Below are 15,355 nucleotides of genomic sequence, written 5' to 3'. Positions count from 1 at the left end.
TTCGAACTTTTAGACTGCAAGATTTCAGAGCTAAACTCTACGGACAGAAACACTGTCGTGTCAAAGGCTTAACCGGGGCAGCGAAGCGTGGGAGACTGGGGACCATGAGCACACCCAGGCCCGCGCCGGACGCCTGCGCCGAGCTGGACATTGCCGAGCAAGTGGCCGCCTACCAGCGGGAGTTCCCCACCGTCGACCCCCAGGTGGAGACCATCGTCTCCACCCTGTCCCGGGTGGCCCGCCGGATGGGCACCGCCTACGGGCGCCAGCTGACTGTGCTCGGGATCACCAGCGCCGAGTGGGAGGTGCTCAAGGCCCTGGTGGTGGCGGGCAGCCCCTACCGGCTCGGCCCCGGCGAACTGGCCAAGCGACTGGGCCTGACCCCGGCGGCGATGACCCACCGGATCGACCGGATGGTGGCCGAGGAGCTGGTCACCCGGGAGCGCGACGAGGCCAACCGGGTGCGGGTGATCATCGGGCTGACCGAGACCGGCCGCGACAAGTGGCTGGAGTCGATGCGGATGGCCGCCGTCTTCGAGGAGGAACTGCTCCAGGACGTCGGCCCCGCCGAGCGCACGGCACTCTCCGGCCTGCTCGGCCGGATGCTGACCAGGATCGAGGACGGCACCGCCTGAGGCGCCACCGCGGCGCCCGCACGGCCCGCACGGCGCGCGTGGCCCGCGACACTCCGCGACACCCCGGACGCCCCGGCGCGCCCGGTGGCGGGAGGCGCCGGGCGGCGGCAGGGTGAGTGCTGGGGGGCGAAAACGTCTGTCCGGACCACTCTCCGCCCTGGAGGCGACACTCATGCCCGTGGTCAGCACTCCCTATCCGCCCGGCACCCCGTGCTGGGTAGACCTGACGGTCCCCGACCAGCAGGCCGCCCTCGACTTCTACCGCGACCTCTTCGGCTGGCAGGGCCAGCGGGGCTCGGAGGAGTTCGGCGGCTACGCGGTCCTCACCCTCAAGGACAAGCCGGTGGCCGGCATCATGACGGCCATGGCGATGGGCGACACCCCGCCACCGCCCACCGTCTGGACCACCTACCTGGCCTCGGCCGACGCGGAGGCCACCGCCACCAGGATCACCGCGAACGGCGGCACGCTGCTCTTCCCGGTGATGGACGTGGGCACCATCGGCCGGATGCTGGTCGCCGCGGACCCGACCGGCGCGGTCTTCGGGGTCTGGCAGCCGCTGGAGTTCTTCGGCGCGCAGATCGTCAACGAGCCCGGCGCGGTGATCTGGAACGAGCTGAACACCTCCGACATCAAGGCCGCGACCGCCTTCTACAAGGCGGCCCTGGACATCGACATCGCCCCGATGCCGGAGATGCCCGAGTACCACGGCCTGAAGGTGGACGGCCGGGACGTCGGCGGCGCGCAGGGCCTGCAGCACCACCCCGAGGGCACGCCCTCGCACTGGGCCACCTACTTCGCGGTGGACGACGTGGACAGCACGGTGGACGCCGCGGTGCGCGCGGGCGGCTCGCTGCTGGTGCCGGCGATGGACACCCCGGTGGGACGGATGGGCGCGCTGACCGACCCGCAGGGCGGTGCCTTCTGGCTGATCAAGCCGCAGCCGATGCAGGCGGGCTGACCGCCGCTCGGCTGGGAATTGGGCCGCGGCCCGGACCGATCGCTTGGATCGGTCCGGGCCGCGGTGCTCTTGCGGTGGTGCGAGTGGTGCGGGGTGGAGAAGGAGGGGATCAGCAGGGGCCGTTGTCGGTCCAGACGCCCCAGGCACCGCTCAAGGTGGGGTCGTCGCCGGTGGTCCACCACTTGTTGGTGTACTTGTGGCCCTTCCAGCTGACCTGGGTGCCGGCCGTGGCGTAGACCGCGGTGGCGGACCAGCCGGGCGCGGCGCAGGTGGCGGGCGGGGTGACGCTGGCGGTGCTGGTGGGCAGACCGCTCGGGCTGCTGACCGGGCTGCCGGAGGGGCTGCTCGACGGGCTGCTCGGGTTCGACGGGCTGCCGGAGGGGCCGCTCGACGGGCTGCCGGTGCCGCCGGTCGGGCTGCTGGACGCCGACGCGCCGGGGCTCGCCGAGGTCGGCGGGGCCGCCGGGCAGCTGGCCGCGGAGCCGTTGGTGGCGCTCACCATGGTGTCGAAGAGCGAGGTCTGGGTGCCCAGGTCGTAGAGCGAGAAGGCGAACGAGCCGCCCAGGCCGTTGCAGTGCAGGTAGTCGGCCTTGGCCTGGATCGACTTGGTGTCCTCGCCGGACCAGAAGTTGGTGCCGTCGTAGAAGTACGCGGCCTGCGCGACCGGGTCCCAGTAGGTGTCCGCCGGGTTGTCGACGACGCCGTTCAGCTCCTTGTACATCCGGATGCCGTTGACGTTGCCGGAGTCCGCCGCGCCGGTCGCCGGGCCGGTCGCGGTCTGGAACAGGCCGTTGCTGCCGCCGGCCGGCACGCCGGTCCAGCCGCGGTAGTAGAACGGGACACCCAGGTTGATCTTGTTGGCCGGGAAGCCGCCCTTGATCCCGTAGCTCGGATCACCGGCCGTCCAGGCCTTGACCGCCTCGTCGATCGAGTACTTGGCGGTGCCGGGCGCGATCGGGGTCATCGGGTCGTTCGGGTCCGAGTAGAGCGCGGCCTGGTGGTTGGTCGGGCCCTGCGCGTCCCAGGCGCCGTGCATGTCGTAGCTCATCAGGTCCAGGAAGGTCAGGGACTGGCCGATCTTGTCGGTCTCGTAGTTCTGGATCTTGTCCTGGCCCGCGCCGACCGCCGCGCTCAGCGCGTAGGTCTTCCCGTCGGCCTTGCCCTGCGCGTCCAGCTCGGAGCGGAGCTCGGCCAGCAGCGCGGTGTAGTTCTGCTTGTCGGCCGGGGCGGAGTGGTTGCCGGTGTGGCCCCCGCCGCCCGGGTACTCCCAGTCGATGTCGAAGCCGTCGAAGATGCCGGCCGCCGAGCCGGGGCCGCCGAAGCCGGCGTCACTGGGCAGGTTGCCCTTGATGAACATGTCGATGCAGGAGGAGGCGAAGGCCTTGCGCGAGGCGTCGGTGGCCGCCACGTCGGAGAAGTACTTGGAGTAGGTCCAACCGCCGATCGACAGCAGGATCTTGAGGTTCGGGTTCTTCGCCTTCAGCTCCTTGAGCTGGTTGAAGTTGCCCGCGATCGGCTGGTTCCAGACGTCGGCGGCGCCGCTGACACTGGTGGTGGCGTCGTAGGACTTCTCGTAGTCGGCGAAGGCGTCGGCCGCCCCGTCGCCCGCGTTCGGGTTGCCGTCGTCCTGGGAGGCCGCCTTGGTGGCCTCGAAGCACTTCCCGCTGGTCGGGTCGATGTTCTCGAAGTCGTAGATCAGGTAGTCCAGTTTGCCGGCCACGCCGGTGTCCTGGATGGTCTTCGGGTAGTAGCCGTTGGCGTAGACCGACCACTGGTCGAAGTAGGCCACCTTGAGGCCGCCGCTGGTGGCGGGCGCACCGGTGGTGTTGGTGGCGGCCGCCTGGGCGGCGGTGCCGGCGCTCAGCGAGAGGGTCGCGCCGAGCAGCAGGGAGGCGCCGGCGCCCAGGGCGACGGCGGCCAGGCCGCGCCGACGGCGGGGTTCGGCCGGTGAGCGCTCGGCTCTCCGGGCGAGCATGCGGATCAACATGGGTGCGTGACTCCTGGTTGTGGGGGACCGTCAGCCCGTGGGGGCGGCGGGGCGGGTGGGACCGCTCCGCCATGGGCATGACATGGGGGAATCGTGCGAGGAACCGGGGGCCGTGCGGACGCCGAGCGCCCCAGGGCCACCGTCAGAGATTCAGGACTCTGACGGTGACTCAGGGGCTCCCTGCACCTGACGATTAAAATGGACTAGACCAACTGCGGCGTCAAGAGCCGCCCGGCGCGCTTGAGCCGCCGTTAAGGTTGTCTTCGGCGGACCCTGCCGGATGACCTGCGGCTAAACGCCTGACAGCGGGAGCGGGGTCAGTCTTGAGATGTAGTCGAGCTGCATCTGGCGTCGCACCCGTACCTCCCGCGACTCCTCCTCGCGCGGCTCGTGCCGAGGCCGACGGGCCGCCTAGCGTGGCAGGCGTCGCCCGTCCGCCCCCTCGCACGAGGATCCTCCATGATCGAAGCCGTCGGCCTCACCAAGCGCTACGGCCCCAAGACCGCTGTCCAGGATCTGAGCTTCAGCGTCCGCCCCGGAATCGTGACCGGGTTCCTCGGTCCCAACGGGGCCGGCAAGTCCACCACCATGCGGATGCTGCTCGGGCTGGACAACCCGAGCGCCGGCCACGCCGTGATCAACGGCCGCCGCTACGCCCAGCACGCCGCGCCGCTGCGCGAGGTGGGCGCGATGCTCGAGGCCCGCGCCATCCACACCGGCCGCTCCGCCTTCAACCACCTGCTCGCGCTGGCCGCCACGCACGGCATCCCGCGCTCGCGGGTGGACGAGGTGATCGACCTGGTCGGGCTGCGCCAGGTAGCCAGGAAGCGGGCCGGCGGCTTCTCGCTCGGCATGGGACAGCGCCTGGGCATCGCCTCCGCGCTGCTCGGCGACCCCGCCACGCTGATCCTGGACGAGCCGGTCAACGGCCTCGACCCCGAGGGCATCCTGTGGATCCGCAACCTGCTCAGGTCGCTGGCCGCCGAGGGCCGCACGGTGCTGGTCTCCTCGCACCTGATGAGCGAGATGGCGCTGACCGCCGAGCACCTGATCGTGATCGGCCGCGGCCAGCTGATCGCCGACACCTCGGTGTCCGCCTTCACCGAGCGCGCCTCGCGCGGCGGGGTGCTGGTGCGCACTCCCGACGCCGCACGGCTGGGCGAACTGCTGCGTGAGCTGCCCGGGGTGAGCGTGGCGGCCGGTGCGGACGCCCAGGTGCTGACCGTGGACGGCACCGACAGCGAGCAGGTCGGCAGACTGGCCGCCGAGCACGCCCTGACGCTCTTCGAGCTGACCCCGCAGAAGGCCTCGCTGGAGGAGGCCTTCATGGAAATGACCAAGGACGCCGTCGAGTACGACGCCGTGGTCGCCCCCCGCACGCCGGCCGAGGAGCACGCCGCATGAGCACCGCCACCGCCACCCCCGCCACCCCCGCGGCCCCGGCCGCCGCGGCCCGCCCGCCGATCGGCGGCCCGGTCACCGCGGCGCGGGTGGTCCGCTCCGAGTGGATCAAGTTCCGCACCCTGCGGTCGAGCTACTTCACGCTGCTCGCCGCCGTGGTCTTCATGATCGGCTTCGGCCTGCTCGCCTGCTACGGCGCGATCGACCACCTGAACCACCCGGAGGCTCGCGACCACGGCTTCGAGATCAACGCCGCCGACCGCAGCCTGCGCGGCTACCTGGCGGCCCAGCTGGCCGTCGGCGTGCTGGGCGTGCTGGTGGTCAGCGGCGAGTACAGCACCGGCATGATCCGCGCCTCGCTCTCCGCCGTGCCGCGCCGGCTGCCGGTGCTCTGGGCCAAGGCCGGCGTCTTCGGCGCGGTGACCTTCGTGGTGACCCTGGTCACCGCCTTCGTCGCCTTCTTCGGCGGCCAGGCCATCCTCTCCGGGCACCACGTGCAGACCACGCTCTCGGCCGCCGGGGTGACCCGCACGGTGATCGGGACCTCGCTCTACCTGACCGCGATCGGCATCCTCGCGGTCGCCATCGGCGCGCTGATCCGCAACACCGCCGGCGGCATCGCGGCCGTCTTCGGCCTGCTGCTGGTGCTGCCGACCCTGGTCGAGGTGCTGCCCTCGAACTGGAGCGGCCACATCGGCCCCTACCTGCCCGGCGCGGCCGGCCAGGCCGTGGCCACCCTCAACCCGGACCCGGGCACGCTCGCCCCGTGGACCGGCTACGGCGTGCTGTGGATCTACGTGGCCGTCGCGCTGGTCGGCGCCGCCGCCGTGCTCAAGCGGCGCGACGCGTGAGTGCGCCCGACCGGCCGGGCGGGATCCGTTGCACAATGGCGCGATGACCACGCTCGACCAGTTCCCGGCAGCCCTCGGGCGGCGCTTCCCCGGCGCCGCCCGAGGGCTGGCCGCGGTCCGGGGCTGGCTGCTCGGCGAGCGCCACCCGGTCGGGGTCGACCTCGGCTTCGCGCTGGCGGTGCTGGCGCTGGCCAGCGCGGCGCACGGGCGCGACCTGCGTGGGCACCCGTGGGTCTGGGTGCTGGAGTTCGCGCTGATCCTGCCGCTCACCTTCCGCCGCCGGGCGCCGCAGACGGTCTTCGGGTTGATCGCGGCCGTCGCCTTCGTCCAGTGGCTGACCTACCGGGCGATGCCGGCCGACATCGCGGTGCTGCTCGCGCTCTACACCGTCGCCGCGCACTGCTCCCGCCGGCGCACCCTGCTCGCCTACCTGGTCGCCGAGTTCGGCGTGCTCCTGGTGGTCTCCGACCTGCACCACGCGATCGCCCTGGCCGACCCGCTCGAACTCTGGTTCAAGGCCACCTTCATGCTCTCCGGCGCCACCACGGCCGCCGCGGTGATCGGCCTCAACGTGCGGGGCCGCCGGGCCCAGCTGCGCGCGCTGCGCGCCCGGGCCCACGAGCTGGAGGTCCAGCGCGACCAGCAGTCCGCCCTCGCGGTCGCCGAGGAGCGCTCCCGGATCGCCCGCGAGATGCACGACATCGTCACCCACAACCTCTCGGTGATGGTCGCGCTCGCCGACGGCGCCGTCTACGCCAACCCGATCGCCCCCGAGAAGGCCACCGCCGCGATGCGCCAGTCCGCCGAGACCGGCCGCCAGGCGCTGACCGACATGCGCCGCTTCCTCGGCGTGCTGCGGGCCGACGAGCCCGACGCGCTGCGCCACCCGCAGCCGGGCCTGGGTCAGCTGGCCGCGCTGGCCGCACAGGTCCGCGCCGCCGGGCTGCCCACCGAGCTGCGGCTGACCGGCGAGGCCGCCGGTGTCTCCCCCGGTGCGCAGCTGACCGTCTACCGGCTGGTCCAGGAGTCGCTCACCAACACCCTCAAGCACGCCGCGCCCGGGGCCCGCGCCCAGGTCACCGTGGACTGCGCCGGCGACGCCGTCCAGGTCGAGGTCCGCGACGACGGCCGCGCGCTGCGCCCGGCCGCGACCTCGGCCGGACCGCTCGGCGAGCCGGGCCACGGCCTGTCCGGGATGCGCGAGCGCGTCGCCGCCTACGGGGGCGCGCTGAGCGCCGGACCGCTGGCGCGGGGCGGCTGGCGGGTGGCCGCCACCCTCGACCTCGGCCCCGACCTCCAGGAGAGCTCCCGATGACCATCCGCGTCCTGCTGGTGGACGACCAGCCGCTGCTGCGCGTCGCCTTCACGCTGGTGCTCGACTCGCAGCCGGACCTGTCCGTGGTCGGTGAGGCCGAGGACGGCGCCGAAGCGGTGCGCCTGGCGGCGGCGCACGCCCCCGACGTGGTGCTGATGGACGTCCGGATGCCCGGCATGGACGGCATCGAGGCCACCCGCCGGATCGTCGAGGAATCCCCCGACACCAAGGTGCTCATCATGACCACCTTCGACCTCGACGAGTACGCCTTCGCCGGACTGCGGGCGGGCGCCTCCGGCTTCCTGCTGAAGAACGCCCAGCCGGCCGAGCTGCTCAGCGCGATCCGCAGCGTGGCGGCGGGCGACGCGGTGGTGGCACCCCGGATCACCCGGCGGCTGCTGGACACCTTCGCCTCCCAGCTGCCCGCCGACGGCGGCTCCCCGGACCGCGCCGAGAGCGCCGTGGAGGCGCTCACCACCCGTGAGCGCAGCGTGCTGGTGCAGATCGCCCGCGGCCTGTCCAACGCCGAGGTGGCCGCCGAGCTCTTCCTCGCCGAGGCCACCGTGAAGACCCACGTGAGCCGGATCCTGCTCAAGCTCGGTCTGCGCGACCGGGTCCAGGCGGTGGTCTTCGCCTACGAAAACCGCTTGGTCCACCCGACCTGAGCACCGACAATCGGCCGATGACCGACGCCAACGGCACGACCGACGCGACCACCGCGACCGACGCCCCTGACGCCGCCGCGACCGACGGTGCCGCGGCCTTCCTCGAACGCCGGCTGGCCGCCGTGCGGGCCTGCGACCGCGTGCTGTCCGGCGCGCCGCTGCCGACCATGCGCGAGCAGCTGGCCGCGCTCCGCGCGCTGGACGGTCTCGACGAGCGTCCCGACCTCTACGGCGACGGTCCCCTCCGCCTGCTGGAGGAGCGGGTCGCGGCCCTGCTCGGCACCGAGGACGCGGTCTTCTTCCCCACCGGCACGATGGCCCAGCAGGTCGCGCTGCGTTACGGCGCCGAGCGCTCCGGCAGCAGCGCGGTGGCGCTGCACCCGCTGGCCCACCTGGAGCGTTGGGAGCGGCAGGCCTACAGCCAGCTGACCGGGCTGCGCGGCCTGTGGCCGACCGCCGAGCCCCGACACTTCACCGCGGCCGAACTCACCGATCTGGGCGAGCCGTTCGGCACCATGACGGTCGAACTCCCGCTGCGCGACGCCGGGTTCCTGTTGCCCAGCTGGGCGGAGCTGGTCGAGCTGACCGACGCGGCGCGGGCCGCGGGCGCCCGGGTGCACTTCGACGGCGCCCGGCTCTGGGAGTCCACGGAGCATCTGGGCAAGGGACTCGACGAGATCGCCGCCCTCGCCGACAGCGTCTACGTCTCGTTCTACAAGACCCTGGGCGGCCTGAGCGGCGCCGCGCTGGCGGGTGACGGCGCGCTGGCCGGCTACGCCCGCGCCTGGCGCCACCGGCACGGCGGCAACGTCTTCCAGCAGTGGCCCGCCGCCCTCGCGGCCCTCGACGGCCTGGAGCGCGTACTGCCGCGGGTCCCCCAGCACGTGCGCCATGCCCAGGTGGTCGCCGCGGCGCTGGCCGAGCTCCCCGGCGCCCGGATCAACCCGGCGGCCCCGCACACCCATCAGTTCCGACTCTGGCTCCCCCACCCCGCGGCGGCCCTCAACGAGGCGGCCCTCACCCTGGCGGACCAGGAGCGGACCTGGTTCGTCGGCGGCTGGCAGGACGGCGCGCCCGGCCTGGCGATGGCCGAGGTCACCGTCGGCGCGGCCGCGCTGGGGTGGAGCGCGGCCGAGGTCGCCGAGGCGGGGCGGCGGTTCCTGGCGCTGCTGCCGGCCTGAGGCGCGGTCCGTGGCGGCGCGGCCGGCGCCCCCGGGGCGCCGGCGCAGCAGGCCTGGGCCGCGCGGCTCAGAAGCGCTGCGCGCTGACCACGCTCGCCATCACCGGCCCGGAGAGCGTCTCACCGCTGGTCGCCGTCGCGGTCACGGTCGCGCCCGGCTGGACGTTGCCGAGAGTGACCAGCGTGGTGTCCAGCAGGTTGCCCTCGCTGTTCTTGAAGCCGACCTCGATCGTGTAGCGCTGCGCCTGGGAGCCGTGGTTGTTCACGGTGACCACCACCTCGGCGCGGTCGCTCGAATTGGTGCTGACCTGGCCCAGCGTGACGTCGCCGGTCGCGTCCAGTCCCCCGGTCGCGCCGGCCACCGCCGAGGAGGCGGCGGACTGGGCGGAGGCGAGCGCCGAGGAGCCGGCCGAGGAGACGCTGTTGGCGGCGGAGGCGGCCTGCGAGATCGCCGAGGAGGCGGCGGAGGCGGCCTGCGAGACGCCGGACTGCGCGGCGGAGGCGGCCTGGGAGGCGACCGACTGCGCCGCGCCGAGGGCCGAGGAGGCCGTCGAGGACACCTTGGCGGCGGTGGACGAGCAGCCGGCCAGGGCCCCGCCCACGCAGAGCACCGCCCCGACCGTGACGGCGAGCGGGGCGGCGAGGGAACGGCGGGCGCGCGGGCTGCGGGTGGCGACGACGCGGAGCGGCTGGGTGCGACGGTGGTTCATGCCACCACCCTGGGCGCACCCCCGTGGACCCCGCCAGCGGGACGGCGCAACCAGGTGACTGACCGTCACATGACCGGAGCGTCAGCCGCCCGACCCGTCACATGCTCAGGTAGACCGCGCTGCCGACGCCCGCCACCATGCAGTAGATCGCGAACGGGGTCAGGCTGCGGTTCTCGAAGTACTTGGTCAGGAACTTCACCGAGACGTAGCCCGCCACGAAGGCGCAGAGCGAGCCGACCAGCAGCGGCCCGCGGATCGCGGCGTTCTCCGGCTTGAGCAGCTCGGGCACCTTGAGCACCGCGGCCGCGGCGATCACCGGGGTGGCCAGCAGGAAGGAGAAGCGGGCGGCGTCCTCGTGGTTGAGGCCGCGCAGGATGCCGGTGCTCATGGTGACGCCGGAGCGGCTGATGCCGGGCAGCAGCGCCAGGATCTGCGCGGCGCCGATCCAGGTGCCCTGGCGCAGGGTCAGCTTGGCCAGCCGGCGGTCCGACTCGATCGCCGGGTCGGCGCCCGGCACGTGCTCGACCTGCGCCCCCGCCCGGCGCCGCCCGCCGCCACCGCGCCGCAACCGCTCGGCGCCCAGCAGCACGAAGCCGTTCAGCGCCAGGAAGACCGCCGCGGGGACCGGCTTGCCGAGGGCCGAGCGCAGCGCGTGCTCGGCGACCAGGCCCGCCAGGCCGACCGGGATGGTGCCGACGATCAGCAGCCAGGCCAGCCGCTGCTCGGAGGTCTCTATTCGGCGCTCGCGTATGGAGCTGAAGAGGCCGCGGAGCACCCGGACCCAGTCCTTGCGGAAGAAGAGCACCAGGGCCGCCGCCGTCGCCAGGTGCAGACCGATCAGCACCGACAGGTAGGGCGACTGGTCGGCCGTGACGTTGAGGTCCCGCTGGACGCTGCCGCCGATCAGCGCGGGGATCAGGATGCTGTGGCCCAGACTCGAGACGGGGAAGAGTTCGGTGACGCCTTGCAGCAGGCCCACGCCGATCGATTCCGGGTAGGTCAGGGACATCGCACACCTTCAGCACTGGTACGGATCGTCGGAGGCGACAGCGTACCGAGGTGTGCCCGCACAGCCCCAAAGCCCCTCCCCGCGAGAACGTACTACAGATCTGTAGACGCCAAGCGGGCAGGGGTTCGAATTCACCTGCTGGTCATGTGCGGTCCTACTCGGGCTCCCCCTCCATCGCCTTGGCGGCCGCCTCCTGGATGCCGCGCTCGCGCTTGCAGACCACCGAGAAGGCGCCGGCCGCGGCGGCGGCGAAGGCGAGCGCGCCCAGCCACGGGCGGTTGAGGCGGTGGCCGGTCAGCGCGTCCAGCGAGAGCCGGCCGGGGCCCGCCAGGCCGAGCGCCAGGCCGCAGACGCCGAGCAGCGCCGGGTACTCGTAACCGCCCTTGGTGGCGAAGAAGCCGTGCGGGAAGTGCACCACGCTCGCCCCGGCCATGGTGCCGGCCACGATCGGCCCGGCCACCGGCGTGGCCAGCCCGGCGATCAGCAGCGCGCCGCCGCCCGCCTCACCGAGGCCGGCCGCCAGCGCGCTCTGCCCGCCCGGCTTGAAGCCCATCGCCTCCATCCCGGCGGCGGTGCCCTCCAGACCGCCGCCGCCGAACCAGCCGAAGAGCTTCTGGGTGCCGTGGGCGACGAGCACCCCGCCCACGGCGGTGCGCAGGGCGAGCAGTCCTAGGTCCGTGCGGTTGACGCAGCCCATAGTGTCCTCACATCTCTCTGCCCCCGCCTCTGACCCCACCTGCACCTTCCATCCCAGCCGACCCGCGGCGGCTCCTCGACCGGAGCAGGCCATCCGGGGGACTTCCGGGGACCCTGGAACAGGGGGCGGGCCAGCAGGGGGCCGGCGAGCCGGCGACCGAAGGAGTCAGCGATGGACTTCCACCTGGACGGCACCGGTGCCACCGACCGGTCCGGGCTGTACACGGCGCTCGGCACGGCGCTGAACGGCCCGGAGGGCTACTACGGGAGCAACCTGGACGCGCTGGCCGACTGCCTGCGCGGCGGCTTCGGCCCGGTGCCGCCCTTCACCCTGGTCTGGCACGACTGGCCGACCGCCGAGCACGCGCCGGACCTGCCACCGGGCTACGCCTGGGCGGTGGTCGAGTTGCTCGGTGAGACGGGCGTCACGGTGCTGCTGCGCTGACGCACCGGTGCGGCGCCGGGTGGCCGCCGATGGCCTCGACCATGCTGGGGGAATGTCGGCCCTGAATCTGAGCAGCACGTTCATCACCTTCTTCGCCGTGGTCGGTCCGCCCAAGGTGCTGCTGGCCTACGCCCAGCTGAGCCGCTCCCGCAGCAGCGCCGAGATGCACCGGCTGGTCACGGTGAGCTCGGTGCTGGCGGGGCTGGTCGGGGTGGTGATGGCGTTCGCCGCGGACGCGCTGACCAATTTCTTCCACGTCAGCGACGAGTCGCTGCAGCTGGCCGGCGGGGTGATCTTCTTCATCTACGCGGTCGGGCTGGTGCTCGGCCTGCACCTGGGCGGCGCGGGCGAGGACGACGAGGACGCGCTGGCCAACCCGCTGGCCGAGGGGGTGCGCGAGCTGCTGCTGCCGTACGTGGCGAGCCCGCTGGCGATGACGGCGGTGCTGGTCGAGTCGCTGACCAAGGACGGCTGGGCCTGGCGGGTCACCGTCTCCGGCGCCTACCTGGCGGTGGTGGCGATCAACCTCGTCAGCGTGCTGCTGCTGGCCCCGCTGCTGCGGCGCACCCACCAGACCTCCCTGGAGGTGCTCTCGCGGCTGCTCGGGCTGCTGCTCGCGGCGGTGGGCGTGGAGCTGTTCCTGAACGGGCTGCAGGGGCTGGGCGTGCCGCTACCCGGCTCGGGCGGGCACTGACCGGCGGGCACCGACCGGCGGGGAGAGCTCGGGCGGGGGTGCGGCACGACGGGGGTGCGGTGGTCAGGACGGGGGTGCGGTGGTCAGGACGGGGGTGTGACGGGGCGCCAGGGCACCGGGCTGGAGAGCACCATCGAGCTGCTGGGCTGCCCGTAGGCCGCCAGCCGGTCGATCAGCTCCTCGAACCGCGCCATCTCCGGCACCGCCACCAGCAGCACGCAGCAGGCCCCACCGGTCACCCGGTGCAGCTGCAGCACCTCGGGCCAGTCGGCCACCGAGGGATCGCGCAGTACGCAGCGCGGGCCGTAGCACTGGACCTGCACCAGCGCGGTGATCGGCAGCCCCGCGCGGGCCAGGTCGATGTGCGCGTGGTAGCCGCCGATCACGCCGTCCGCCTCCAGCCGGCGCACCCGTTCGGCCACAGCCGGGGCGGAGAGGCTGACCCGGCGGGACAATTCGTTGTAGGAGAGCCGCGCGTCGTCCTGCAGTTCGGCGAGCAGTCTTCGGTCCAGCGCGTCCACGGTTGGTTCCTCTCCGGAGGCCGCGGTGGGCCCCTTTTCCGAGCAGCAGGTCGGCGGAGAAAACACCTTGCGAACGCAAGGCCGATCCGCCGATCGGGTCACCGTCGCCCCTTCAAGAGCCCTGGCGACCAGCCGCACAATAGTCCCCACCTGCCACCGAGGGGGAACGAGATCATGGCCCGCTCCACCGTCCGGACGCCGAACCTGGCGTTCGACCCCGTCCGCGAGGACTCCGTCGCCGACCCGCTGACCAGCGGCGCGACGCCCTACGAGCGCTACGCCCGGCTGGACGTGCTGCACACCCTGCAGCAGCCGCGCAGCACGGTCGACGCCGAGCTATCGTTCATCGTCACCACCCAGGTGATGGAGCTGCTCTTCGACCTGCTGCGGCACGAGTGGACGCTGGCCCAGCAGGCGCTGCGGGCCGACGACCTGCCCGGCGCGGTGGCGGCCCTGCGCCGCGGGGCCAACGCGCAGGACGTGCTGAACAGCTCCTGGGACCTGCTCGCCACCCTCACCCCGGTCGAGTTCAGCGCCTTCCGGCCGATGCTCGGCGAGGCCTCCGGGTTCCAGTCCTCGGCCTACCTGCTGCTGGAGTTCCTGCTCGGCAACAAGTCCGAACGGCTGCTGGCCATGTACCAGGGCTCGCCCGAGACGCACCGCGAGCTGTCCCGGGCGCTGGCCGCACCGGCGCTGTACGACGACGTGCTGGCGCTGCTGGCCCGGCGCGGCCTCGCCGCCGCCCCGACCCCCGGCCCCGAGCGCTACGCCCCGAGCCCGGCGGTCGAGGCCGCCTGGCACGCCGTCTACACCGACCCCGCGCACGCCGAACTGGTGGTGCTGGCCGAGACGCTGCTCGACACCGCGGAACGGGTCACCCGCTGGCGGCAGCGCCACTACGCTTCGGTGAAGCGCTCGATGGGCGCCAAGACCGGCAGCGGCGGCTCCAGCGGCCTGAGTTGGCTCAAGGCGGCGGCCGAGCAGGACGTCTTTCCTGAACTGTGGTCCGTGCGAGGAGAGTTGTGAGCAGCGAACCGGTACGGATCCCGACCTCGCGGGCCGACTGCCTGGCCCTGGACGCGGCCGATCCGCTGGCGGCGTTCCGCGCCGAGTACACCCTGCCGGCGAACGGCATCTACCTGGACGGCAATTCGCTGGGCGTACTGCCGGTCCGCACCCCCGAGGTGGTCCGCCGGACCGTCGAGGAGGAGTGGGGCCAGGATCTGATCACCAGCTGGAACAAGCACGGCTGGACCGAGCTGCCGTACACCCTGGGTGACCGGATCGCGCCGCTGGTCGGGGCCGGCGCCGGCGAGGTGGTGGTCTGCGACAGCGTCTCGGTCAACCTGTTCAAGCTGCTGACGGCCGCGCTGCGGCTGCGGCCCGGGCGCCGCACGGTGCTCGGTGAGCGGGACTCGTTCCCGACCGACCTGTACATCGCGGAGGGCGTCACCGGGCTCTTCGAGGGCGGTCGAAGCGTGCTGCTCGACACGGTGGACTCGGTGGACGACCTGGTGGCGCACCTGGACGACAGCGTCGCCGCGGTCGTGCTCTCGCAGGTCGACTACCGCACCGGACGGCTGCTCGACATGGCCACGATCACCGAAGCGGTGCACCGGGCCGGCGCACTGATGATCTGGGACCTGTGCCACTCGGCGGGCGCGCTGCCGATCGACCTGACGGCCTGTCAGGCGGACTTCGCGGTCGGCTGCACCTACAAGTATCTGAACGCCGGGCCGTGCGCACCGGGCTTCCTCTACGCCGCGCCGCGCCACCACGACGCCGTCGAGCAGCCCTTGACCGGGTGGTTCGGACACGCCGCGCCGTTCGCCTTCGAGAGCGGCTACCGGCCCACCCAGGGGATCGGTCGGTTCCTCACCAGCTTCCCGCCGCTGCTCGCGCTGGCCGGGCTGCGGGCCACCCTGGAGATCTGGGAGAAGGTCGACCTGGAGCTGGTGCGCGCCAAGAGCCTGGCACTGTCCGGGCTCTTCCTGGAGCAGTGCGAGGCGGCCGGCCTGGAGGTGGTGACGCCGCGCCGGCCCGAGCGGCGGGGAAGCCAGGTGGCGGTCCGGCACCCGGACGGGTTCCCTGTGGTGCAGGCGCTGATCGAGCGCGGGGTGATCGGCGACTTCCGGGCCCCGGACCTGATGCGGTTCGGCTTCACCCCGCTCTACCTCTCCTACACCGAGGCGTGGGACGCGGCGCAGGCGCTGCGCGAGGTGCTGGCGAGCGGGGACTGGCGGGCCGAGCGGTTCAGCGTGCGGGGCGCGGTCACCTGAGGGCTG

At 73.0% G+C, this 15,355-nt stretch carries 16 protein-coding genes; 11 read left to right on the top strand and 5 right to left on the bottom strand.

All coding sequences use genetic code 11. The features are described 5' to 3' along the window. The first annotated feature begins 104 nt into the window (after nt 1-104). Complete coding sequence (locus OG455_RS28435; RefSeq protein ID WP_266298496.1) at nt 105-635, top strand: MarR family winged helix-turn-helix transcriptional regulator; 531 nt, start codon at nt 105-107, stop codon at nt 633-635. Nucleotides 636-807: 172 nt separating this feature from the next. Continuing rightward, on the top strand, nt 808-1,596 hold the full coding sequence (locus OG455_RS28430; RefSeq protein WP_266298494.1) for a VOC family protein: 789 nt from the start codon (nt 808-810) through the stop codon (nt 1,594-1,596). Nucleotides 1,597-1,705: 109 nt separating this feature from the next. On the opposite strand, the gene OG455_RS28425 is transcribed toward OG455_RS28430, so the two are convergent. Then, on the bottom strand, nt 1,706-3,583 hold the full coding sequence (locus tag OG455_RS28425; protein ID WP_266298492.1) for a glycosyl hydrolase family 18 protein: 1,878 nt from the start codon (nt 3,581-3,583) through the stop codon (nt 1,706-1,708). 459 nt (nt 3,584-4,042) lie between these two features. Between OG455_RS28425 and OG455_RS28420 the strand changes: the two genes are divergently transcribed. From OG455_RS28420 to OG455_RS28400, 5 genes are read left to right on the top strand one after another with little or no spacing between them, the layout of a single operon-like run. Beyond that, the gene (locus OG455_RS28420; protein ID WP_266298490.1) at nt 4,043-4,987 is read left to right on the top strand and encodes an ATP-binding cassette domain-containing protein; all 945 of its coding nucleotides are present in this window, start codon (nt 4,043-4,045) and stop codon (nt 4,985-4,987) included. Next, complete coding sequence (locus tag OG455_RS28415) at nt 4,984-5,835, top strand: ABC transporter permease (protein ID WP_266298488.1); 852 nt, start codon at nt 4,984-4,986, stop codon at nt 5,833-5,835. The genes OG455_RS28420 and OG455_RS28415 overlap by 4 nt, the downstream gene beginning before the upstream one ends. Before the next feature lie 43 nt (nt 5,836-5,878). Continuing rightward, nucleotides 5,879-7,150, top strand: coding sequence for a sensor histidine kinase (locus OG455_RS28410; RefSeq protein ID WP_266298486.1), 1,272 nt, complete (start codon nt 5,879-5,881; stop codon nt 7,148-7,150). After that, nucleotides 7,147-7,815 carry a response regulator transcription factor gene (locus tag OG455_RS28405; RefSeq protein ID WP_266298484.1) on the top strand — a complete coding sequence of 223 codons (669 nt, stop codon included), beginning with the start codon at nt 7,147-7,149 and terminating at the stop codon, nt 7,813-7,815. Before OG455_RS28410 ends, OG455_RS28405 begins: the two co-directional genes overlap by 4 nt. 17 nt (nt 7,816-7,832) lie before the next feature. Next, nucleotides 7,833-8,996, top strand: coding sequence for a low specificity L-threonine aldolase (locus OG455_RS28400; protein ID WP_266298482.1), 1,164 nt, complete (start codon nt 7,833-7,835; stop codon nt 8,994-8,996). Nucleotides 8,997-9,063: 67 nt separating this feature from the next. Here the strand turns inward: OG455_RS28400 and OG455_RS28395 are convergent, their stop codons facing one another. From OG455_RS28395 to OG455_RS28385, 3 genes are all read right to left on the bottom strand, one after another. Then, nucleotides 9,064-9,705 carry a hypothetical protein gene (locus OG455_RS28395; protein ID WP_266298480.1) on the bottom strand — a complete coding sequence of 214 codons (642 nt, stop codon included), beginning with the start codon at nt 9,703-9,705 and terminating at the stop codon, nt 9,064-9,066. Between the two features lie 97 nt (nt 9,706-9,802). Beyond that, nucleotides 9,803-10,714, bottom strand: coding sequence for an undecaprenyl-diphosphate phosphatase (locus OG455_RS28390; RefSeq protein ID WP_266298478.1), 912 nt, complete (start codon nt 10,712-10,714; stop codon nt 9,803-9,805). Nucleotides 10,715-10,868: 154 nt separating this feature from the next. Continuing rightward, a complete protein-coding gene (locus OG455_RS28385) occupies nt 10,869-11,411 on the bottom strand; it encodes a DoxX family protein (protein ID WP_266298476.1) in 543 nt (180 codons plus the stop codon). Between the two features lie 171 nt (nt 11,412-11,582). Here OG455_RS28385 and OG455_RS28380 point away from each other — a divergent pair, with 171 nt between their 5' ends. Then, a complete protein-coding gene (locus OG455_RS28380; protein WP_266298475.1) occupies nt 11,583-11,855 on the top strand; it encodes a barstar family protein in 273 nt (90 codons plus the stop codon). Nucleotides 11,856-11,907: 52 nt separating this feature from the next. Then, nucleotides 11,908-12,549 carry a MarC family protein gene (locus OG455_RS28375; RefSeq protein WP_266298474.1) on the top strand — a complete coding sequence of 214 codons (642 nt, stop codon included), beginning with the start codon at nt 11,908-11,910 and terminating at the stop codon, nt 12,547-12,549. 83 nt (nt 12,550-12,632) lie between these two features. On the opposite strand, the gene OG455_RS28370 is transcribed toward OG455_RS28375, so the two are convergent. Further along, nucleotides 12,633-13,070, bottom strand: coding sequence for an Lrp/AsnC family transcriptional regulator (locus OG455_RS28370; protein ID WP_266298472.1), 438 nt, complete (start codon nt 13,068-13,070; stop codon nt 12,633-12,635). Nucleotides 13,071-13,244: 174 nt separating this feature from the next. On the opposite strand from OG455_RS28370, the gene OG455_RS28365 reads away from it, so the two are divergent. Next, nucleotides 13,245-14,096, top strand: coding sequence for a tryptophan 2,3-dioxygenase (locus OG455_RS28365; RefSeq protein ID WP_266298470.1), 852 nt, complete (start codon nt 13,245-13,247; stop codon nt 14,094-14,096). After that, the gene (kynU, locus tag OG455_RS28360) at nt 14,093-15,349 is read left to right on the top strand and encodes a kynureninase (RefSeq protein ID WP_266298468.1); all 1,257 of its coding nucleotides are present in this window, start codon (nt 14,093-14,095) and stop codon (nt 15,347-15,349) included. The genes OG455_RS28365 and kynU overlap by 4 nt, the downstream gene beginning before the upstream one ends. Nucleotides 15,350-15,355: the final 6 nt, after the last annotated feature.

Source organism: Kitasatospora sp. NBC_01287 (assembly GCF_026340565.1).
Taxonomy (GTDB): Bacteria; Actinomycetota; Actinomycetes; order Streptomycetales; family Streptomycetaceae; genus Kitasatospora.
This window is presented reverse-complemented; position numbering and strand designations above follow the sequence as displayed.